General features: G+C 73.0%; 19 protein-coding genes. 8 read left to right on the plus strand and 11 right to left on the minus strand.

Annotation, left to right across the window (positions count from 1 at the left end):
- Positions 1-93 precede the first annotated feature (93 nt).
- From ACF1CT_RS29750 to ACF1CT_RS29760, 3 genes are all read right to left on the minus strand, one after another.
- Positions 94-342, minus strand: coding sequence for a hypothetical protein (locus tag ACF1CT_RS29750; protein ID WP_391787064.1), 249 nt, complete (start codon positions 340-342; stop codon positions 94-96).
- Positions 339-845 carry an RNA polymerase gene (locus ACF1CT_RS29755; RefSeq protein ID WP_391787065.1) on the minus strand — a complete coding sequence of 169 codons (507 nt, stop codon included), beginning with the start codon at positions 843-845 and terminating at the stop codon, positions 339-341. The genes ACF1CT_RS29750 and ACF1CT_RS29755 overlap by 4 nt, the downstream gene beginning before the upstream one ends.
- Positions 846-1008: 163 nt before the next feature.
- On the minus strand, positions 1009-1539 hold the full coding sequence (locus ACF1CT_RS29760; RefSeq protein ID WP_391787066.1) for a MarR family winged helix-turn-helix transcriptional regulator: 531 nt from the start codon (positions 1537-1539) through the stop codon (positions 1009-1011).
- A 157-nt stretch (positions 1540-1696) separates the two neighbouring features.
- On the opposite strand from ACF1CT_RS29760, the gene ilvA reads away from it, so the two are divergent.
- A complete protein-coding gene (gene ilvA / locus ACF1CT_RS29765) occupies positions 1697-2926 on the plus strand; it encodes a threonine ammonia-lyase (protein WP_391787067.1) in 1230 nt (409 codons plus the stop codon).
- Between the two features lie 241 nt (positions 2927-3167).
- Here ilvA and greA read toward each other — a convergent pair whose 3' ends face one another.
- Together greA and ACF1CT_RS29775 are read right to left on the minus strand one after the other, a co-directional pair.
- Positions 3168-3665, minus strand: coding sequence for a transcription elongation factor GreA (greA, locus tag ACF1CT_RS29770; RefSeq protein WP_391787068.1), 498 nt, complete (start codon positions 3663-3665; stop codon positions 3168-3170).
- 222 nt (positions 3666-3887) lie between these two features.
- The gene (locus tag ACF1CT_RS29775; protein WP_391787069.1) at positions 3888-4304 is read right to left on the minus strand and encodes a DUF4307 domain-containing protein; all 417 of its coding nucleotides are present in this window, start codon (positions 4302-4304) and stop codon (positions 3888-3890) included.
- Positions 4305-4469: 165 nt separating this feature from the next.
- Here ACF1CT_RS29775 and mca point away from each other — a divergent pair, with 165 nt between their 5' ends.
- Positions 4470-5351 (plus strand): mycothiol conjugate amidase Mca, encoded by an 882-nt coding sequence (mca, locus tag ACF1CT_RS29780; protein ID WP_391787070.1) that lies wholly within the window; start codon positions 4470-4472, stop codon positions 5349-5351.
- A 1-nt stretch (position 5352) separates the two neighbouring features.
- Complete coding sequence (locus ACF1CT_RS29785) at positions 5353-5580, plus strand: hypothetical protein (RefSeq protein ID WP_391787071.1); 228 nt, start codon at positions 5353-5355, stop codon at positions 5578-5580.
- A gap of 204 nt (positions 5581-5784) precedes the next feature.
- Here ACF1CT_RS29785 and ACF1CT_RS29790 read toward each other — a convergent pair whose 3' ends face one another.
- Positions 5785-9051, minus strand: a complete 3267-nt coding sequence (locus ACF1CT_RS29790) for a tetratricopeptide repeat protein (RefSeq protein WP_391787072.1) — start codon at positions 9049-9051, stop codon at positions 5785-5787.
- 494 nt (positions 9052-9545) lie between these two features.
- On the opposite strand from ACF1CT_RS29790, the gene ACF1CT_RS29795 reads away from it, so the two are divergent.
- The 4 genes from ACF1CT_RS29795 (at position 9546) to ACF1CT_RS29810 (ending at position 13989) form a co-directional block, all read left to right on the plus strand.
- Complete coding sequence (locus ACF1CT_RS29795) at positions 9546-10043, plus strand: SigE family RNA polymerase sigma factor (protein WP_391787073.1); 498 nt, start codon at positions 9546-9548, stop codon at positions 10041-10043.
- Positions 10036-10446, plus strand: coding sequence for a hypothetical protein (locus ACF1CT_RS29800; protein ID WP_391787074.1), 411 nt, complete (start codon positions 10036-10038; stop codon positions 10444-10446). The genes ACF1CT_RS29795 and ACF1CT_RS29800 overlap by 8 nt, the downstream gene beginning before the upstream one ends.
- A gap of 175 nt (positions 10447-10621) precedes the next feature.
- Positions 10622-11836 (plus strand): mannosyltransferase family protein, encoded by a 1215-nt coding sequence (locus ACF1CT_RS29805; protein ID WP_391787075.1) that lies wholly within the window; start codon positions 10622-10624, stop codon positions 11834-11836.
- A gap of 140 nt (positions 11837-11976) precedes the next feature.
- The gene (locus ACF1CT_RS29810) at positions 11977-13989 is read left to right on the plus strand and encodes a thioredoxin domain-containing protein (protein ID WP_391787076.1); all 2013 of its coding nucleotides are present in this window, start codon (positions 11977-11979) and stop codon (positions 13987-13989) included.
- An 87-nt stretch (positions 13990-14076) separates the two neighbouring features.
- Here ACF1CT_RS29810 and ACF1CT_RS29815 read toward each other — a convergent pair whose 3' ends face one another.
- On the minus strand, positions 14077-14775 hold the full coding sequence (locus ACF1CT_RS29815; RefSeq protein WP_391787077.1) for a TetR/AcrR family transcriptional regulator: 699 nt from the start codon (positions 14773-14775) through the stop codon (positions 14077-14079).
- 140 nt (positions 14776-14915) lie between these two features.
- Positions 14916-15614 (minus strand): hemolysin III family protein, encoded by a 699-nt coding sequence (locus ACF1CT_RS29820; RefSeq protein WP_391787078.1) that lies wholly within the window; start codon positions 15612-15614, stop codon positions 14916-14918.
- Between the two features lie 119 nt (positions 15615-15733).
- Between ACF1CT_RS29820 and ACF1CT_RS29825 the strand changes: the two genes are divergently transcribed.
- Positions 15734-17641, plus strand: a complete 1908-nt coding sequence (locus tag ACF1CT_RS29825; RefSeq protein WP_391787079.1) for a phosphoenolpyruvate carboxykinase (GTP) — start codon at positions 15734-15736, stop codon at positions 17639-17641.
- A 234-nt stretch (positions 17642-17875) separates the two neighbouring features.
- Here the strand turns inward: ACF1CT_RS29825 and ACF1CT_RS29830 are convergent, their stop codons facing one another.
- The 3 genes from ACF1CT_RS29830 to ACF1CT_RS29840 all read right to left on the minus strand — a co-directional run bounded on the left by ACF1CT_RS29830 (position 17876) and on the right by ACF1CT_RS29840 (position 21436).
- Entirely contained in the window at positions 17876-18469 is a 594-nt protein-coding gene (locus ACF1CT_RS29830) for a hypothetical protein (RefSeq protein ID WP_391787116.1), read from the minus strand.
- Between the two features lie 97 nt (positions 18470-18566).
- A complete protein-coding gene (locus tag ACF1CT_RS29835) occupies positions 18567-20198 on the minus strand; it encodes a substrate-binding domain-containing protein (RefSeq protein WP_391787080.1) in 1632 nt (543 codons plus the stop codon).
- Complete coding sequence (locus tag ACF1CT_RS29840) at positions 20195-21436, minus strand: toxic anion resistance protein (protein WP_391787081.1); 1242 nt, start codon at positions 21434-21436, stop codon at positions 20195-20197. Before ACF1CT_RS29840 ends, ACF1CT_RS29835 begins: the two co-directional genes overlap by 4 nt.
- Positions 21437-21451 lie beyond the last annotated feature (15 nt).

Consider the following 21451-nt stretch of genomic DNA (forward strand, 5'->3'; position numbering starts at 1 on the left):
TCGGCCGGCCTTCGGCCGGCACACCTCCGGAGTCGCGCCGACCGGTCGGCGCGACTCCCGGAAGGCCGGCCGTTCCCGGCCCGCCCGGCGGGCTCACCAGCCGTCCACCGGGGTCGTCGCGGCGGGCGGGGTCTGCCACGGCCGTGCCGTCACCGCCCACACGGTGAACACGACCACCGCGGCGAACGCCACCAGCAGCAGGAACCGACGGGCCAGACGCCGCAGGCGCAGCAGCCCGCCACCGCGTGCGGCGGCCCGCCGCGCCAGATCGGCGGGCACCTGCGGGTGCGGCCCCTCCAACAGGCGCCGGACCTCGTCCTCCTGGTTGCTCCGGCGGCTCATGACGAGGCCCCGGCCGCACGGTACGGCCGCCATCGGGCCGTGGGCCGGCGAGTGCCTCGCATCGTGGCCACCGAGCGGTTGCAGACCGCCCGGAGCCGGTCCGCCGGAAGCTCCAGCAGCGCCGCGGCCTGCTCCTCCGCGACCCCTTCGTACAGGCGCAGCACCAGCACCAGGCGCTCCTGCGGGGTCAGCGGGTCCAGCGGCCCGCCGCGCGGCCGGTGATGCCGCCAGACCTCCCGGGCGAACCGGACGACCAGCTCCTGCCGGGTGCGGTCGTACGGGTCCTCGCCCCGCGACCGGTCCCACCGCGCGTAGGTGCGGGCCAGCGCGGCCGTCAGGAGCCGCAGGGCCCGCGGGTTCGCGCCGGCCGGCCGCAGGGGCTCGGCGGTGAGCAGCGTGGCCGTGTGCAGCAGCCGGCCGGCCGCGCCCGCCACGAAGGAATCGAATTCCCGGGCACGGCGCCGTTCCCGGTCCGCTCTGCGCTCTCCCCGCACAGTGCTCATCCGAGACCCTGCGCGGTTCACCGGTCAAGAGGCGTGCGCGTCCGGCGTCGACGGGCGGGGGCCCGGCGGGCACGGACCGGGCCCCGGAAGGCGTCCGGCGATTCCGCGCGGATCGGCGGGCGTGTTGCGAAAGTCCCGTCCGCCCGGGGGCGCCCGGTACGCCCTAACCGGCCGGGGGAGCCTGGTGCGCGGTCTGCCGGGCGGCCAGCGCCGAGTTGAACCGGGTGAGCAGCGCGCAGAACGTCTCGCGCTCCTCCGCCGTCCAGCCGTCCGTCACCCGCGTCATGAGCTCGCGCCGGGAATCGCGCACCTCGTCCAGCCGGGCCAGGCCGCGCGGGGACAGCTGGAGGACGACGGCCCGGCCGTCCTCCGGGTGCGAGGTGCGCTTGACCAGGCCGGTGTCGACGAGCGGCGCGACCTGCCGGGTCACGGTCGAGGAGTCGATGCCCATGCCCGCGGCCAGGGCCTTCACGCCCATCGGACCCTCCCGGTCCAGCCGGTTGAGCAGCAGATAGGCGGCCCGGTCCATCGAATTGCGCACCTGGCCGACGCCGCCGAGGCGGGTCTGCTCGGCACGGCGGGCGAACACCGCGACCTGGTGCTGGAGCGCATCGAGGACGTGCTCGGGTTCCGTGGACCCGGGGGCGGAGCCCCCGGAAGGAGACGCAGCTGTCGTCATGTCCTGAGGGGGCATGGCCGGGAGCTCTCTTCGTGCGGTGTCGGATGGGTGGGGGACAGAGTACGCGGCCACCGGGCAATGCGTACCAGTGCTGCACGAACCCGTGGACACCGGTGCGGGACGGGACCGGTGCGAGGCGTACGGCACGCCGCCGGGCTGCGAGACTTGCCGTATGGACTTCCGTGTGCCCGGCCCATTTCCCCCGCTCATCCTCGACGACGTCCGCGGGGCGCGGAAGATGCTCTCCGGGGTGGCCAGGGTGACGCCCATGGAAGGCAGCCGTCACCTGACGGAGCTGGTGGGCGCGCCCGTCCACTTCAAGTGCGAGAACCTTCAGCGGACCGGTTCGTTCAAGCTGCGCGGCGCGTACGTGCGGATCGCCGGACTGTCCCCGGTCGAGCGGGCGGGCGGGGTCGTCGCGGCGAGCGCCGGGAACCACGCGCAGGGGGTCGCGCTCGCCTCCTCACTGCTCGGCGTGCGCTCGACGGTCTTCATGCCGGTCGGGGCGCCGCTGCCGAAGGTGGCCGCGACCCGCCAGTACGGGGCCGAGGTCCGGCTCCACGGTCAGGTCGTCGACGAGACGCTGGCCGCCGCCCAGGAGTACGCGCGGGAGACCGGTGCGGTCTTCATCCACCCCTTCGACCACCCCGACATCATCGCCGGGCAGGGCACGGTCGGTCTGGAGATCCTCGAACAGTGCCCCGAGGTGCGCACCGTCGTCGTCGGGGTCGGCGGCGGCGGCCTCGCCGCGGGCATCGCGCTGGCGGTGAAGGCGCTCCGGCCCGACGTGCGGATCGTCGGCGTGCAGGCGGCGGGCGCGGCGAGCTATCCGCCGTCGCTGGCCGCGGGCCACCCGGTGTCGATCGGCCCGCTGAACACGATGGCGGACGGCATCAAGGTGGGGCGGCCCGGGGACGTGCCGTTCGAGCTGGTCCGGGAACTCGTCGACGAGGTCCGCACGGTCTCCGAGGACGAGCTGTCCAGCGCCCTGCTGCTCTGCCTGGAGCGGGCGAAGCTTGTCGTGGAACCGGCCGGTGCGAGCCCGGTCGCGGCGTTGCTGAGTGATCCGAAGGCGTTTCGCGGGCCGGTGGTGGCCCTGCTGTCGGGCGGCAACATGGACCCGTTGCTGATGCAGCGCGTCCTGACGCACGGGATGGTGGCGGCCGGCCGCTATCTGAGCCTGCGGCTGCGGCTGACCGACCGGCCCGGCGCACTTGCCACGCTGCTGGGAGTGCTCTCGTCGGTCGACGCCAACGTGCTCGACATCGGCCACGTCCGGACCGACCCCCGGCTCGGCCTGACCGAGGTCGAGGTGGAGCTGCAACTGGAGACGAAGGGGTCGGAGCACTGCGCGGAGGTCTCGGCGGCCCTGCACGAGGCCGGGTACCTGGTGACGGGCTGACCCCGTCCGGCGGCGGACGTGGGGGAGCCGCCGGGTCGTCGGACCCGGCGGATCGCCCCGCGTCGGTGGTGCGGATCAGAGCCTGCCGGGTGCCCTCTGACCGGGCGGGCGCGGCACGGCACGCACGCTTCCGGCGTTGCCGGAACGACCGAGCGGCTCCGCCACCGGGCCGTCCCGGCGTCCTGGAACCGCACGCACCATGCCCCGTCCGCTCTCCGGCCGAAGGCCGGCCGACAGGCTCTCAGCCGGTGTAGGGCTTCGCCGCGAGGATCTTCACGGTCGCCGTCTTGCCGTTCGGCAGCTCGTACTCGGCCTCGTCACCGGTGCGCCTGCCGTTCACGCCGGTGCCGAGCGGCGACTGCGGGGAGTACGTCTCGATGTTCGAGCTCGCGTACTCGCGGGAGGCGAGCAGGAAGGTCAGGGTGTCGTCCGGGTCGCCGTCGAAGGCGATCGTGACGACCATGCCGGGCTCCACGACGCCGTCGTCGGCGGGCGGCTCGCCCACCTTCGCGTGCTCCAGGAGCTGGGTGAGCTGGCGCACGCGCAGCTCCATCTTCCCCTGCTCCTCCTTGGCCGCGTGGTACCCGCCGTTCTCCCGGAGGTCACCCTCCTCACGGGCCGCCGCGATCTTGACGGAGATCTCCGTGCGCGCGGGACCAGACAGGTACTCCAGCTCGGCCTTGAGCTGGTTGTACGCCTCCTGCGTGAGCCAGGTGACGTTTTCGCTGGTCTGGGTCACAGGGTGCTCCTCGTCGGTACTGGGAATACAAAGCATCGCCCTACCCGTAAGCATGTGCCCCTACGGGTGGGCGAAACCACGAGCCTAACAATTCACCGGGAAAAGGGGGAGAAGGTTAACCGCGTGGACCTCGCGCGGCCGGTCGCCGGGACCGTATAAGCGCAGGTCGGAGGGGGTTCGTCGACGGCCGGAAGGCGTTCGGCGCCGCCGTGCGGCAGCGGGTCAGTCCGTCGTCCCGCCGTCGGTGGTGCAGCCCAGCAGCTCGACGCTGGTCGCCCTGTCGGTCGTGCGCAGGGAGACGATGCGGTCGATACGGTCCGTGCGGTCGTCGAAGCGGAATTCCTTGTGGGCGACGTCCCTGCCGTCCTCGTGCTGCGCGCGCAGGGTGCAGTAGCCCTTGGCGTCCTTGTCCTTGCGCACTTCCAGATGGATGTCGACCCGTTCGTCCGAGACGACCTTCCGCTTGATCACCTCGGCGCTGATCTGCTGCCCGGAGACGTAGTCGTAGCCGATCCAGCCGACCAGCCCGAGCAGGGCGACCCCGAGCACCGAGCCGATGATCCTCAGCTTGCGGTCGGCGCGCTCGTCCGCGGAGCGGCCGTAGCGGTTGTCCGGAAGCGCGTCGCGCACCGAGGTCATGATCGTTCCTCCCGTACCGGGGATCGAGGAATTTTCCGCCCCCCGGTTCGGTCACTATAGAAGCCCCGGACCGCCGTCCGACCCGCCACCCCGTGCCGACGTTCCGCGGGAACGACCACCGTTGATGACACCGCGTAACCGCGCCCAATCACTGAGGACCGAGCTTTGACTGAGCAGCTGCGACTGATGGCCGTTCACGCCCACCCCGACGACGAGTCGAGCAAGGGCGCGGCGACGATGGCCAAGTATGTGTCCGAGGGGGTGGACGTGCTGGTCGTGACCTGCACGGGCGGCGAGCGCGGCTCCATCCTCAATCCGAAGCTCCAGGGCGACGCCTACATCGAGGAGAACATCCACGAGGTGCGCCGGAAGGAGATGGACGAGGCCCGCGAGATCCTGGGCGTCACGCAGGAGTGGCTCGGCTTCGTCGACTCGGGGCTGCCCGAGGGCGACCCGCTGCCCCCGCTGCCCGAGGGCTGCTTCGCCCTGGAGGACGAGGAGAAGGCCGCCGGGCGTCTCGTCCGCAGCATCCGGGCCTTCCGGCCGCAGGTCATCACCACGTATGACGAGAACGGCGGGTACCCGCACCCCGACCACATCATGACCCACAAGATCACGATGATCGCCTTCGACGGCGCGACGGACACCGAGACCTTCCCCGAGTCGGAGTTCGGCCCGGCCTGGCAGCCGCAGAAGCTCTACTACAACCAGGGCTTCAACCGGCCGCGCACGGTGGCGCTGCACGAGGCCCTGCTGGCCCGCGGCCTGGAGTCCCCGTACGGCGACTGGCTGGAGCGCTGGAAGGAGTTCGAGCGCGAGGAGCGCACCCTGACCACGCACGTCCCGTGTGCGGAGTTCTATGAGATTCGCGACAAGGCGCTGATCGCGCACGCGACGCAGATCGACCCCGAGGGCGGCTGGTTCCGCGTCCCGATGGACATCCAGAAGGAGGTCTGGCCGACCGAGGAGTACGAGCTGGCGAAGTCTCTCGTCGATACCTCCCTCCCCGAGAGCGACCTCTTCGCGGGCATCCGCGACAATGCCTGATATGTACGCGACTCAGGCACTGACCGACCTCGTTCCGCTTGCCGACTCGTTCGACAAGAACAAGGTGACCCCCGGCGTTCTCGGCTTCATCGTCTTCGCGGCACTGGCCGTCGGCGTGTGGGCGCTGATGAAGTCCATGAACCGGCACATGGGCAGGGTCGACTTCGAGGAGGCCCCGGAGCCCGCGACGGCCGAGGCTGCCGCCGCGGGGTCCGCGAAGGGGAAGTAACGGCCCACCCCGAGAGGCGGGCCGCGGCGGGACCGCGCCCGCGCCCGCCATGCCCTTCGGACGGCGCGGGTACCGGGACCGCGGCGGCGGCCGGGGAGTCCCGGGACCGCCGCGGTCCCGTCGCCCCCCGCCGGACCGCCTCGTCCCCCGGCCGCCGGGATCACCGTCCCGGCGGACGGGAGCGTTGTCCGGCGTGCCGTGCCCTCACCCCCGCGGCGCGACCGCCACGCCCATGACCTCCCGGGCGTGGCGGGACGGCGTCATGCCCAGGTGCCACGCCTGCCAGCCGTCCTCCAGATCCACCCCGCGGTGCAGCACCACCGTGAACGCCTCCGCGCACTCCTCCAGCTTGCCGTCGCGCGCCGGATGCCCGGCCCGCAGCAGATCGGCAAGCTCCTGCTGGGCCACCACCGCGCCCACCTCCGTGCCGCCCGGAGACGCGTACGGCAGCAGCGTGCAGCGCAGGAAGCGGGCCCAGTCCGCGCCCCGCGTGTCGCCGTAGGAGCCGAACAGCTCCACGGCCTCGTCGCACAGCTCCAGCGCCTGCGGGGACCGGTTGTTGCCCGCGTCGATCAGGGCCAGCTCCAGACACGTCCACGCCTCGCCGTGCGCGACCCCGATACGCCGGAAATCGGCCCGGGCGTCCATCAGGAGCTGGCGGGCGAACCCGGAGTTGCGCAGGTTCCCGGTCCGGGCGGCCCGCTGGTCGCGGGTGACCCGGCCCGAATGGTGCCGGGCGCACGCCAGCCCGTACACGTCCCGCATCCGGGAGAACATCGTGCGGGCCCGCTCCAGCTGCCGCACCGCCCCGTCGGCGTCACCGCCCTCCTCCAGCGCCTGGCCCAGGTAGTACAGCGTCCAGGCCTCGCCGCGCGCGTCCTCGTTGTCCCGGTGCCGGGCCAGGGCGCGCTCCAGCTCCTCGACGGCCGGGGCCGCGTCGCCGTCCAGCAGCCGGGCCCGGGCCAACTGGGTCAACGCCCACGCCTCGCCCCGCTCGTCCCGGGTGCGGCCGTACAGGTCCAGGGCCGTGCGCAACTCCTCCTCGGCCCGTTCCGTCTCGTCCATCCACAACAGGGTCTGGCCGAGCTGGAACCGTGTCCACGCCTCGCCGTGCAGCGACTCCCCCTCCCGGTGCAGGGTCAGCGCGGTGTCCAGGAGCGTCACCGCCTCGACGAGATGGGCCCTGTCGCGTTCCACGGCGGCCAGCGCGTGCAGCGACCAGGCCCGGTCCTCGGCCTGCTCGTCGGAGGACTGCAACGCGATCGCCTCGCGCAGCCGCGCCGCCGCCTCCGGCAGGTTGCCCTGGTGGTGCAGGGTGATGCCGAGCGAACAGAGCGCCAACGCCGTGCCCGCCTCGTTCTCCGCCTCGCGGTAGAGCCCCACCACCGACGACAGTGTGGAACGTGCCTTGTCCAGCTCACCGAGCTGACGCGCCGCGATACCGGTGCGCCACTGCACGGAACGCTCCAGCAGCCCCTTGTCCACGGCCTGCGTCAACTCGCTGATCTCGCCGAGCCGGTACAGGTCTCCGCGCAGCAGGCAGTAGTCGCACAGCGCACCCAGCAGATCGAGCACCGTCCGCTGGTCGACGCCCTCCGCGTGCCGCAGCGCCGACGTGATGAAGCTCGACTCCTCGTCCAGCCAGCGCAGCGCCGAGTCCAGCGAACCGAAACCGTGCGGGCCGAACTGCCCGGCCCGGGTGGACATCTTGCCGTCCACCATGCGGATCACCGCGCCCGCCAGCTCCGCGTAGTTCCTGATCAGCCGCTCCTGCGCGGCGGTCCGGTCGGCCGCCTCCTCCTCGTCCCGCAGCCGGGCCAGCGCGAAGCCCCGTACGAGGTCGTGCAGCCGGTAGCGCGAGCCCCGCACATGGTCCAGCAGCCCGGCCCGGGCCAGCTCCCCCAGCAGCCTCTCGGCCTCCTGCTCCTCGGCCGACAGCAGCGCGGCCGCCGCCGCGGCGCCCAGACTGGCCCGCCCGGCCAGTGCCAGCCGCCGCAGCAGACGCCGGGCCTGCTCGGACTGGTCGCCGTAACGCAGCCACAGCGCCCGCTCGACCGGATCCGTCGCCTCCCGCGCGGCGAGATCCGCGGCGAGGGTGCCCGGGGTGCGGCGGCCGAGCGAGGAGCCCGCGACGCGCAGCGCCAGCGGCAGCCCGCCGCACAGCTCGGCCACGGCGTCCGTCGACTGGGCGTCGTACGGGCCGTCCTGCGCCGCTCGGGCGGTCTCGCGCAGCAACTCCTCGGCGCCCGCCGCGTCGAGCGCGCCGACGGGCAACTGGTGGACCCGGGCCGGAACGTCGGCGGGCAGTTCCAGGGGCTCGCGGGCGGTGACCAGGACGAGACTGTCGGAACGCTGCGGGATCAGCGTGCGGACCTGGTCCGCGTCGCTCGCGTCATCGAGGACGATCGTCACCGGAGTGCCGGTCAGATGCTGGTGATACAGCTCGCTCAGCCGCCGCACCTGCTGCTCGGCCGACGCCCGTCCCCGCGCCTCCGGATCCGTCCGTCCGGAGGAGGAGCCCTCCCGGAACAGCAGTTGCTCACGGGGCGCGCCCAGCCGGTTCAGCAGGTGCAGCAGCGCGTCCCGTGTCGGCAGCGGCGGTTCCCCGGCCGTCTCGCCGCGCAGGTCCACCACGCAGGCGCCCCGGAACTGGTCCTTCAGATCGTGTGCGGCCCGGACCGCGAGCGTGGTGCGCCCGGCGCCCGGCGTGCCGTGCAGGACGACGACGGTCGGCAGGGTCTCGGTCGAGGCGCGGCCCTCGCGCACCCACTGCGCGATCCGCGCCAGCTCGGAGCGCCGCCCGGCGAACGGTCCCTCCGCGGTCGGCAGCTGGCCGAAGGACTGTTCGAGGAGGGCGCGGGTGCGGGCCGCCGCGCTGCGGTCCCGGCCCCGCAGCGACGAGGCGACCCGCGACTGCGCGGGGACCTTCCTGGCCGGTGTGCGCGACGAGGCGGTCAGCATCCGCTGCTGGTCGAGGAACGGGCGGATGCCCCGCACCTCCAGGGCCGCCAGCCACTGCAACCGCAGCTGTTCGGCGCCGCCGGGCTGCCCCAGCGCGCCCGCCCGCCGGTGGGCGGCGGGCCAGTGCGAGGCGGTCACCTTGGCGACGGTCGTCGCCGCCCCCGCGGCCGCGACGACGGCGCCCGCGCCGAGGGCCGGTCCCGTCGCCGTGCCGAGGGCGACGTCGGCGCCGACCGCGGCGAGTGCCGCGACTCCGGTGACCAGCAGGGGAGTTCCCAGGGCCGCCCTGCTGAACCGCTGCGACAGCGGCTGCCGCCCGGCGTCCGCGGCGTCCAGCGCCCGGAGATACGCGGCGTACTCCTCGGCGGCGCCGCCCGCCAGCGAGTCGAGCGCGGCCCGCCCGCGCGACATCAGCGTCCCGGTATCGGCCCGGCCGCCCGATCGTCGCACTTCTTCCTCGACGGCCCGCGCCAACAGCCGTTCGGCCTCCGCCCGATGGCTGTCTCGCATGTGCTCCCCCTCTGGTTGCGACCGAATTCAGGCGTTCGTTCCGTCACGCGACTGAATGCGGCGGACATGTGTGAACCGTGATGAATCCTGCTGAACGTGGCTGTGCGGCTGTGCGTGGCTGTGCGGCTGTGCGTGGCTGTGCGGTTGAACGCGACGGTGCGAGTGGCGGTGACTGGGTGCGGGTGACGGTGGGCGGTGGCGGTGGCGGTGGGTGGTGGCAGTGGGATGTGAAGGGATACGGACCGGATGCGGCCGGATGCGAGGATTGCGACTGCCCCGGGCCGACACCGTCGCCCAGTCTCCTGCCTACGGCGTGTCGGCGCGAGAGAGCGCGGCGGTCGATCGGGGCCGGGGGTACGGCGGCGACGGAGACGGGAATCGGCCCCGGACGCCCGTGTGACGACCGTCACGTGCGTTTTTCCGGGCCGATGTCGTCCGGACGAGGGGTGCGGGGCGTATGCCCGGTGAGACCGAGGAGATCCAGGAGCTGTTTGTTGACCGTCGAGGAGTTCGAAGAGTTCTACGCGCAGACGGTCGCCCGACTGACGGGACAGTTGTTCGTGATGCTCGGTGACCTGCACGAGGCGCAGGACGTGGTGCAGGAAGCTTTCGTCAGGGGGTGGAGCCGACGGCGTCGGCTCGACCGGGAGGGGCAGCCCGAGGCGTGGATCCGCACGGTCGCCTGGCGTCTGGCGGTGAGCCGGTGGCGCGGCCGGCGCCGTACGGCGGACGCCTGGCGGCGCAGCGGGGCAGCGCCCCACGCGGAACCGCCCGGCCCGGAGTCGGTGGCCCTGGTGGAGATGTTGCGGGATCTGCCGCTCAAGCAGCGCCGCACGCTGGCACTGCATTACGTGTGCGACCTGACCGTCGCGCAGATCGCCGCGGAGACCGGCCTGGCGCCCGGCACCGTCAAGACGCACCTGGCCCGGGGCCGGGCCACGCTCTCGCACCGTCTGCAGGACCCGTGCACCGAGGAGGGGCCCAGTGTCTGAACCCCACGACCCACTGCGGTCGCTGTTCCGGGAGGCCGCCGACATCGGCCGGTCCCGGGCTCGTTCCGCCCCGCCGTCAGTCATCACCGAGCGCGGGAGGCGGGCCCGCCGTCGACGAGTCCTGACGCTGGCCGTCGGCGCCTGCCTCGCCGTCTCGGGCGCGGGTGCCGCCGCGGCCGCGCTCCTGCCCGCAGGCGCGGGTACCACCGTCCCCGCCACCACACCCCCCACACCCGCCGGCCCTTCGCCCTCGCCCTCGCCCTCCTCCTCGCCCCGGTTCGTGTCCGGCTCGACGCGGACCAGCCCGCCGCCCGGAGATCCGCTCGCCGGTCCGGACCCCTCAGGGACGCCGACCGGCCCGAACCGGAGCACCAGCCCGCCGCCCTCGGACGCCGGCCGCTGACCCCGCCCCCGTCCCCGCGTCCCGCCGCCCGTCCGCCGGGCGACACCCGCCCGGGCCTTCCCGCCGTTCCCCCCCCCGCTCACCCCCCGCTCACCCGCCCGCCCCGATCCCGGAGACTTGCGCAGTGACCCTTCCCACCCCTTCCCGGCAGCGTGAACGCCCGCGGAACCGGACCGTGACCGCGACCGAGACCGAGACCGCCCCCGGACCGTCCGGCGACGCCCGGTCACCGGGGACGAACGTCCTCGGCCGGCTGCTCCGGCGGTTCACGCCCGCCGACCGCGAGGTGCTGTGGCTGTACCTGCTGACCCGGGTGGGCATCTGGACCGTCGCCTACTGCACCCGCTGGCTGTTCTCCGACGACCGTCAGAGCCATCACTCCGCCTCGTTCTTCTCGTCGTGGCAGCGGTGGGACTGGTGGCACTACCTGCACATAGCCCAGCAGGGCTACTTCCCGGACGGGAACGGGCCCTGGATATCCGACTGGGACAACCGGGAGGCCTTCTTCCCCGGCTTCCCCTTCCTGCTGCGGGCCGTCCACACCGTCGTCCCGAGCTGGGCCGCCGCCGGCGCGCTGATCTCGTTCGTCGCCGGGGGCGTCGCCGTACTCGCCCTCGCCCGGATCGCCCGGCTGCACCTGCCGCAGGACGGGGCCGGTCCTCGCGCGGCCCTGTTCTTCCTGCTCTCCCCGTGCGCGGTCTTCCTGGCCGCCGGATACACCGAGGCGCTCTTCCTGGCCCTGGCCCTGCCCGCCTGGCTGGCCGCCCAGCGCCTCAACTGGCCGCTCGCGGCCCTGCTGACGGCCCTGGCCACCTCCGTCCGGGTCAGCGGGCTCTTCCTCGCCGCCGCGCTCGCGGTCCACTTCCTGGTCACCGCCCGCACCGCCGCCGACTGGCGCCGCCTGCCCTGGCTGGCCCTGCCCGCCCTCCCGCCGCTGCTGTACAGCTGGTACCTGCACGCGCACACCGGTGACTGGATGGCCTGGAAGCACGCCGAGGAACGCGGCTGGTACCGCGACTTCCACGCCCCCTGGGAGGCCTGGCAGAACACCTGGCACGCCGCCTTCGGCCACTCCCAGGCCACCGGGTACGCCGTGATGAGCCAGGCCGAACTGTTCACCATGCTGGTCGGCGTCGCCCTGTGCGGCCTGCTGCTGTGGCGCAGGCGCTGGCCGGAGGCCGTGTACATCGGCCTGAGCCTGTGGGCCCTGGGCACCTCCTACTGGTACACGTCCATCCCCCGGGCGAGCCTCCTGTGGTGGCCCCTGTGGGTCGGCCTCGCCGCGTGGAGCCTGCGACACCCCCGCGTCAGGACCGCCTATCTCGCCGTGGCCGCGCCCCTGATGACCGTCGTCGCCGTCACCTTCCTGTCGGGGCGGTGGGCGGGGTGAGGGCGGGCCGGTGACGGTCCGTGGGGCGGCCGCGCACGGGGGTACGGAAACGGACGCGCGGTACGGGACGGGGCCCGACGGGCACGGGCCGTCGGCGCCGTCGTTCCCGGCCGTCCCGTCCCTGTGTCTACAGTTGCTCCATGAACCGACTGGCCGATTCCCAGTCCCCGTACCTTCTCCAGCACGCGGACAACCCCGTCGACTGGTGGCCGTGGGAGCCCGCCGCCTTCGAGGAGGCGAGACGCCGGGACGTTCCCGTGTTCCTGTCCGTCGGCTACTCCGCCTGCCACTGGTGCCACGTGCTCGCCCACGAGAGCTTCGAGGACGAGGCGACGGCGGCCCTCCTGAACGCGCACTTCGTCTGCGTGAAGGTGGACCGCGAGGAACGGCCGGACGTCGACGCCGTCTACATGGAGGCGTTGCAGGCGGCGACCGGCCAGGGAGGCTGGCCGATGTCCGTCTTCCTCACCGCCGACGCGGAACCCTTCTACTTCGGCACGTACTTCCCGCCCGAGCCGCGGCACGGGATGCCGTCGTTCAGGCAGGTCGTCGAAGGGGTGGCGGCGGCCTGGACCGGACGCCGCGCCGAGGTCGCCGAGGTCGCCGGGCGCATCGTCCGCGACCTGCCGCAGCGGTCCCTCGCACGCGGCGCGGAAGGACCGCCCGGCGAACCGGAACTCGCCCAGGCGCTGCTCGGCCTCACCCGCGAGTACGACGGCACACACGGTGGATTCGGCAAGGCGCCCAAGTTCCCGCCGTCCATGATCATCGAGTTCCTGCTGCGCCACCACGCCCGCACCGGCGCGGAGGGCGCCCTCCAGATGGCCGTCGACACCTGTGAGGAGATGGCCCGGGGCGGAATCTACGACCAGCTCGGCGGCGGGTTCGCCCGCTACTCGGTGGACCGGGAGTGGGTCGTGCCCCACTTCGAGAAGATGCTTTACGACAACGCGCTGCTCTGCCGGGTGTACACACACCTGTGGCGGGCCACGGGCGCGGACTTCGCCCGGCGGGTCGCGCTGGAGACCGCCGACTTCATGGTGCGCGAACTGCGCACGACCGAGGGCGGTTTCGCCTCCGCGCTGGACGCCGACAGCGACGACGGGACCGGGCGGCACGCCGAGGGCGCGTACTACGTGTGGACGCCCGAGCAACTGCGGGAGGTCCTCGGGGAACGGGACGCCGCCTTCGCCGCCGAGTACTTCGGCGTGACGGAGGAGGGCACGTTCGAGGAGGGCGCCTCCGTGCTCCGGCTGCCGCGCACGGGTGTGGCGGACGCGGACCGGATCGCGGACGTGCGGGCCGGGCTGCTCGCCGCCCGCGAGTCGCGTCCGCGCCCCGCGCGGGACGACAAGGTGGTCGCCGCCTGGAACGGCCTGGCGATCGCCGCGCTCGCCGAGACGGGGGCCTGCTTCGACCGCCCCGACCTGGTCGAACGAGCGACCGAGGCAGCCGATCTGCTGGTCCGTGTCCATCTGGGGGACACCGCCCGGCCGGCCCGCACCTCGAAGGACGGGCGGCCCGGCGGGCATGCCGGGGTCCTGGAGGACTACGGCGATGTCGCGGAGGGCTTCCTCGCCCTGGCCGCGGTCACCGGGGAGGGTGTCTGGCTGGAGTTCGCCGGCTTCCTGCTCGACATCGTGCTCCAGCACTTCACCGGTGAAGGCGGGCAGTTGTACGACACGGCGGACGACGCCGAGCAGCTCATCCGCCGCCCGCAGGACCCCACCGACAACGCCACTCCGGCGGGCTGGACGGCCGCGGCCGGGGCGTTGCTCTCGTACGCGGCACACACCGGCTCCGAGGCCCATCGCGCCGCCGCCGAGGACGCGTTGGGCGTGGTCAAGGCGCTCGGTCCGCGGGTGCCCCGGTTCATCGGCTGGGGGCTCGCCGTCGCCGAGGCGCTGCTCGACGGGCCGCGCGAGGTGGCGGTCGCCGGACCGGTCGGCGGCGAACTGCACAGCACGGCGCTGCTCGGCACGGCGCCGGGCGCGGTGGTGGCGGCCGGGGAGACGGGCGGGGCCGAGTTCCCGCTGTTGGCGGACCGCCCGATGGTGGACGGCGCGCCGACCGCGTACGTGTGCCGCCATTTCGTGTGCGACGCGCCGACCACGGACGCGGCGGAACTGGCCCGGAGGCTCGGGGCGCGGTGAGGCCGGGGCCGTTCCGTGAGCCCTCCCGGAGGGCTCACGGAACGGCCCCCAGGGCGTCAGACCGCCCCGTGATCCCCCCGGTTGGGATCACGACGGCCCTCGGAGCGTCAGACCGCCCTCCAGGGTGTCCAGCGCCTGGTCGACCATCGCGACGAGGTCGCCGTCCCCGCCGTGCTCGCCCCAGTGCAGTGCCACCTCGCGCAGGGCCGCCAGCACCGCCGCGACGAAGACCCGCACCTCCAGGTCGTCGCGGTCGCGGCCACTGCGTTCGGCCAGCACGTCGGCCAGCAGCTTCGCCGTGTCGCACAGGGTCTGCGTCATGCGCGCCCGGACGGCGGGTACCTCCACCGTCAGCCGGGTGCGCTGTCGCAGTTCCTCCTCCTCGCCCGTGAGGAACGCCGACAGGGCCCCGGTCAGGACGGACCGCAGGGATGCCAGCGGCGGCTCGCCGGCCGGCCGCTCACGCAACTCGGCCTCCAGGACCGCGCCGTACTCGTCGGTGAGGACGATGTCCTCCTTCGACGCGAAGTACCGGAAGACGGTGCTCGGCGACACCTCCGCCGCCTCCGCGATCTGCTCGATCGTCGTCGCGTCGTACCCCTGCTCGGCGATCAGCCGGTACGTCGCCCGGCGGATCGTGATCCGGGTCCTGAGCTTCTTCCGTTCGCGCAGACCCAGTTGCGGGGGGACGCCCGGGACGGAGGAGGAAGAGGAGACGGAAGAGGAAGCGGAAGCGGGAGAAGAAGCGGAAACGGAAACGGGGGAGGTGCGGGAGAGGGCGGCCATGGTCGCCATTGTCGGGCACCCACCGGCTCCGGGGCCATGCACGCGCAGTGGCCGCGGCTTCGGGAGCCACGGCCACTGCGGTAAGCGGAACCGGCGGAGAAGGAGACGGAAGGAGACGGGGACGGAAGGGGAGGGGCGTGCTACTTGTGGTTGTAGGCCACCAGTGAGATGCCGACGTAGTGCACGACGAAGGCCGCCAGGGTCAGCGAGTGGAACACCTCGTGGAAGCCGAACCACCGGGGCGAGGGGTTGGGGCGTTTGATGCCGTAGATGACACCGCCCGCGCTGTAGAGCAGCCCGCCGACGACGACCAGCACCAGCACCGCGATCCCGCCCGTGTGCAGGAAGTCCGGGAGGAAGAAGACCGCGGCCCATCCCATCGCTATGTAGCAGGGGGTGTAGAGCCAGCGCGGGGCGCCGACCCAGAACACCCGGAAGGCGATGCCCGCCACGGCCGCCGCCCAGACCGCCCACAGCAGCGGCGTCCCCTTCGCCTCGGGCAGCAGGAGCAGGGTGAGCGGGGTGTAGGTGCCCGCGATGATCAGGAAGATGTTGGCGTGGTCGAGCCGACGCAGCACGGCCTCACCGCGCGGACCCCAGGTGCCGCGGTGGTAGAGCGCGCTCACGCCGAACAGCAGGCACGCGGTCAGCGTGTACACGCCGCAGGCGATCCTGCCGCGGGCGCTGTCCGTCAGCGCGATCAGCGTGACTCCGGCGACGATCACGGCGGGGAACATCCCCGCGTGCAGCCAGCCACGCATCCGTGGCTTCACAGGGACGGTCTCGGGCGCGGCCGGGTCCGGTCCGGCCTGCTCGGGTGCGGCGGTGGCGGCAGTCATTCCCGCATCGTACCTACGCAACCGTAGGTAACGCTGCGGAGTGGCAATGCTCACGTGTGCGGCCCTCTGGACATATGGGCGCGAGGGTCGGATGATCAAATGAGTGCAGTCGGCACCGGATGAGCGCCAACGGGATTCTGAGGGGTGGAAGCATCCGGGCCGCAGCCCCCACGGGGCCAGACAACACACACCCTCACCAAGGAGCGACCGTGGCGCCCACTGCCCCCACCAACCACCAGGAACTCGTCTCCTGGGTGAACGAGATCGCCGCCCTCACCCAGCCGGACCGGGTGGTCTGGTGCGACGGCTCCGAGGCCGAGTACGAGCGCCTGTGCGGGGAGCTCGTCGCCAAGGGCACGTTCAAGAAGCTGGACGAGGCCAAGCGCCCGAACTCGTACTACGCGGCCTCCGACCCGAGCGACGTGGCCCGCGTCGAGGACCGTACGTTCATCTGCTCCGAGAAGGAGGAGGACGCCGGTCCGACGAACCACTGGAAGGCTCCCGCCGAGATGCGCGAGATCTTCTCGGGGGAGCGGGGCGTCTTCCGCGGTGCCATGCGCGGCCGCACCATGTACGTCGTCCCGTTCTGCATGGGCCCCGTCGGCTCCCCGCTCTCCGCGATCGGCGTCGAGATCACCGACTCCGCGTACGTCGCCGTCTCGATGCGCACCATGACGCGCATGGGACAGGTCGTCCTGGACGAGCTCGGCACCGACGGCTTCTTCGTCAAGGCCGTCCACACCCTCGGCGCCCCGCTGGAGGAGGGCCAGAAGGACGTCCCCTGGCCGTGCAACACCACCAAGTACATCTCGCACTTCCCCGAGGACCGCGAGATCTGGTCGTACGGCTCCGGCTACGGCGGCAACGCCCTGCTCGGCAAGAAGTGCTACGCGCTGCGCATCGCCTCCGTCATGGCGCGTGACGAGGGCTGGCTCGCCGAGCACATGCTGATCCTCAAGCTCACCCCGCCGCAGGGCGAGTCCGAGGAGCCGAAGTACATCGCCGCCGCGTTCCCGAGCGCCTGCGGCAAGACCAACCTCGCCATGCTGGAGCCGACGATCCCCGGCTGGACCGTCGAGACCATCGGCGACGACATCGCCTGGATGCGGTTCGGCGAGGACGGCCGCCTCTACGCGATCAACCCGGAGGCCGGATTCTTCGGCGTCGCGCCCGGCACCGGCGAGCACACCAACGCCAACGCCATGAAGACCATGTGGGGCAACTCGGTCTTCACCAACGTCGCGCTCACCGACGACGGGGACGTCTGGTGGGAGGGCATGACGGAGACCGCTCCGGCCCACCTCACCGACTGGAAGGGCAACGACTGGACGCCCGCGTCCGACACCCCCGCCGCCCACCCCAACGCCCGTTTCACCGTCCCGGCCGGCCAGTGCCCGATCATCGCGCCCGAGTGGGAGGACCCGAAGGGCGTGCCGATCTCGGCCATCCTCTTCGGCGGTCGCCGCGCCTCCGCCGTACCGCTGGTCACCGAGTCCTTCGACTGGCAGCACGGCGTCTTCCTCGGCGCCAACGTGGCCTCCGAGAAGACCGCCGCCGCCGAGGGCAGGGTCGGTGAGCTGCGCCGGGACCCGTTCGCCATGCTGCCGTTCTGCGGCTACAACATGGGCGACTACATGGCGCACTGGATCAAGGTCGGCGCGGACAAGCCCGACCAGTCCAAGCTCCCGAAGATCTACTACGTGAACTGGTTCCGCAAGAACGACGCGGGCAAGTTCGTGTGGCCCGGCTTCGGCGAGAACAGCCGCGTGCTGAAGTGGATCGTCGAGCGCCTGGACGGCCGCGCCGAGGGCGTCGAGACGCCGATCGGCGTCCTGCCCGCCAAGGGCGCCCTGGACACCGACGGCCTGGACCTCTCCGAGTCCGACCTGGAGTTCCTGCTGACGGTCGACAAGGAGGTCTGGCGCGAGGAGGCCGGCCTGATTCCCGGGCACCTCAACACCTTCGGCGACCACGCCCCCGAGGAGCTGTGGGACGAGTACCGGGCGCTGGTCCGGCGCCTGGGCTGACGCAGCCGGGCGCGCCCCGTACGGGCGCGCCCCCGCACGCGCCGCGGCCGGGTCCTCGGACATCCGCCCTGACCTGTGGGGCCGACAGCCCGCCGCGGAACGGCCCCCGGAACTCCTCACGGTTCCGGGGGCCGACCCCTGTCCTCCCCGCCTCCGCTTCCGCTGCCGTCCGTCCTCGGGTCGTTCCCCTGTGCCGCCCGTCGTGTCCCGCCCCGTCGCGTCGCGGCGGTCCGTTCAGCCGCGGCCGCGGTCCCGGTCCTCCAGGTACCGGGTGTGGGTCTGCTGCCGTCGCGCCTCCGCCTCCCGCAGCCCGGCCGCCAGCCCCTCCGCCTCCCGGTGCAGCAGTGTCAACTGTCGTTCCAGATGGCGTTCGGGAGGCTCCGTGCCCGGCGCGATCCGCGTCCACCAACGGGTCCGGACGAACGTGTCGACCGACTCCGGGATGTCCTGGTGCACCGCGCGCGACAGGACGTGGACGCCCTCCGGGTCGGTGGCCAGTGCCTCGGACACCCAGCCCGGTGCCAGCAGCCCGTCCAGCAGCTCCATCAGCTCGGCAAGGTGTCCGGCGGCGGCGGGCGGCAGCTCCACCCGCCCCAGATAGTCCCGCAGCGTGCCGAAGTCGGCCCGCAGCGCCTCCAGTCGGGACGAGGGATCGGGGAAGTCCGGGGCGGGCGGACGCTCCGGGGGCGCGATCAGCGCGCCCGCGCCGTACAACCCCGCGACGACCACCGGCCAGTACGCCCCCGCGAGCCCCGCGAAGGTGAGGGCGAGACCGGCGATCCCGCATGCGCACCCGGCGAGGTTCTTCCGCGACTCCAGGTACACCAGCACGCGGCGCCCGGCACCGATACCGGAACCGGCACTGGCACCAGTACCGGAACCGGCGCCGCGACCCGCCTCGGGACCTGTCGGTTCGTCATGTCCTCTACTGGTAGCCACGGATCTCCTCGAACGCCGCGTCCAGGGAGCCGGGCCCCCGGTCCTTCGTCGCGTCGAAGAGCCGGCCGCCGGTCAGCGCGGCGATCCGCTCCAGTTCCGTGCGGTCCGAGTCGCCGAACACGACGGGGAAGACGGGGGTGACGCGCCGCGCCTCCGGCATCGACCGGTAGAAGGACGTGAACGCCTCGGCCGTGGTGCCCGTCGTGTTCTCGCCGTCGGTCATCAGCACGATCGAGGTGAACGCGGAGTCGCCGCCGTCACCGAGGTGGTGGTAGGCGGCCCGGAGACTCGAATAGATCGCGGTGTCCCCGCTCGCCGTCAGCGCGGCGGTGTCGGCCCGGATCGCCGCGAGCCCGGCCGCCGGACCGGCGGGGTCGACCGTGTGCGTGCGGATCCGCTTCACCGAGGAACCGAACGGCAGCAGGGTGACCTCCTCCCGTTCCCGGAAGTCCCCGGTCAGCCGGGTCAGCGCCGCCTTCAGCCTGCGCAGCCGCTCGCCCTCCATCGACCCGGACGTATCCAGGACGTACACCGTGCGCGAGGGCCGCCGCAGCTTGTTCTCGTACGCGTGCAGCAGCCCGTCGGCCACCGACAGGGTGCCGGGGAAGGGGAGTTCGCGGCGCGCGTCGGTGGCGAGCGGTGGTGCGGGGCGGACCGAGGGCACGACCGGGCGGCGGAAGGTGTCCCGGGTCAGCCGCTGCTGCACGGCCGGGGTACGGAAGTGGGCCGCCAGCGCCCGTACGGCGTCCTTCGCGTCCGGCGTGGCGGCGGACAGCGCGCTCAGCGGGTAGTCGGCCGTCACCACCCCGTCCCGGGGCCGGATCACGGTCAGCCCGGTGTGCTCGTCGCGGTTCAGCGACAGCAGCACCGACTCGTAGTTGATCAGCGCGTCGACGTTGCCGCGCCGGGCGTACGCGGTCGCCAGCCAGCCGGAGGATCCCGAGGTCAGCCGCTGCCCGGCGAAGAACTCCTTCAGTTTCCCGCCCGCCCCGCGCACGTCGGCGTCGGTGAGGGCGGACTGCGCGCCGGAGAGCCCGGACGCGACGGAGACCAGCGCCGCGAATCCGGAGTTGGAGCGCGCGGGGTCGGTCATTCCGTAGGTCAGCCGGCCCTCGGCGACCGCGCGGTACACCTGCGACCAGGTGACGTCCGCGCCCTGCCAGCCGAGCCGCCTCGCGGTCTCCGGGCGGACCCCGAGCGCCACCGGCGACGCCATCAGCGGGGTCTCCGACGTGATGCGCCCCGCCGCGTCCGGGCGCAGCCGCACATAGTCGTTGGACGACAGCCACACCGCGTCGTACGCCCCGTCCGCCTTCCCCGATCCGAGCAGTTCGACGGCGTCCAGGGTTCCCGTCCAGGTCGGCCGCACGGTGATCCCGGTTTCCTCACGGGCCTGCTCCAACAGCGGTTCCAGGTCGGCGAGTTCACTGGAGGCGAGGACCCGCAGCGTGCCGGACCGGGGCCTGCCGTCGTCCTTCCCCGGTCTCTCGACCGGGCCCGGGTCCGCCCCGGAGCAGGCGGCGAGCGGAACGAGTACGGCCGCGGCCAGCAACGAGGCGAGCGAACGGGCGACCCGGCGCCGCAGCCTCCTCAACCGCGCCCGGGGGCCGGGCGTCATCCGAGACCACCGCTCTCCGGCGCGCCCGCCGACCGGCTGCGCTCCAAGTGGGCACCGGCCTGCCGGAGTTCCGACGTCAGTGACTCCACCGTCGCCGCCATCGACTCGGTGGCCCGTGCCTTGTACGTGTCGATGGCGTCCAACGTCCGGTAGATCTGCTGGAACGCCTCGCGCAGCGTCTCCGCGCCCACCGCCGGATCGGCCGCGATGCGCTGGATCTCGCCGCTCTGGCCGGCCAGCATCTCCGCGTTGCCGCGGATGAGGTCCTCGGTCGTCGAACGCAGCACCCGTACCTGTTCGGTCACCTTGCGCTGGCTCTCCAGCGCCGACGCCAGCATCACGGCGATCCGCAGCGCGGACACGGTGGTGGTCGCTGCCCGGTCGACGCCCCTGATGAGCTCGTCGTTGTTGCGGCGCACCACGTCCATCGCCAGGTAGCCCTGGGCGCAGACCGCGAGCTGGGTCAGCAGGTCCTGGTGTTTCTGTCGCACCGGGAACAGCACATCGGCCCGCAACGCGTCCGCCTGCACCGGGTCGGTGGCCGCGGTCGCGGCGATGCGCTGCTCCACGGCCCCGTCGAGCGCCTCGGTGAGCACCACGAACTCCTGGAGCTTGCCCATGGTCTCCCAGAGGCGGGTGCGCTCGGTGTGCAGGGCGGCGTTGTCCCGGCGCAGCTCGTCCTGCCCGCCGCGCAGCGAGCCCACGATCCGGTTCAGGGTGCCCTGGGCCGAGGCGTACGCGGCGACGTGGTCGCGGAGCCTGTTGCCGCCGGGCAGCCTGGACAGCAGGCGGCGCGCGCCCCGCCCGGGGGTGGCGCGCGGATCGAGGTCCTCGACGGTGCGGCGCAGTTCGACGAGGGAAGTGCCGACCCGGCTCTGCGCGTCCTTGCCCCCCGCGCCCCGCCCGGAGCCGTCCCCGGACACGGCCAGCGAGCGGACGGTGCGGTCCAGCATGCGGTTGGACTGCTGGGCGGCGGCGCGGATGTCGCCCTGCCCGAGCGCGGTGATCTCGCCGACCCGGGTCGCGAACTCGGGCGACCGGGCGTCCAGCCCGGCGAGGCCGCCGACGTACTCGGTGGAGCGGCGCGTCATCTCCGTCCGCACCGAAGCGTCGACCGGTACGAGACCGGCGGCCTGCTCGGTGCGGACCGGGGCGACCGGCTCGGGCGGGGTGAGGACGAGCGGGGGTTCGGGACCGTCGGGCGGGGTGAGTGCGAACGGCTTCGGCTCTTGGCTCATGGGTGTGTCTCCCGG

Source organism: Streptomyces sp. NPDC014734, from assembly GCF_043083325.1.
Classification (GTDB): Bacteria; Actinomycetota; Actinomycetes; order Streptomycetales; family Streptomycetaceae; genus Streptomyces.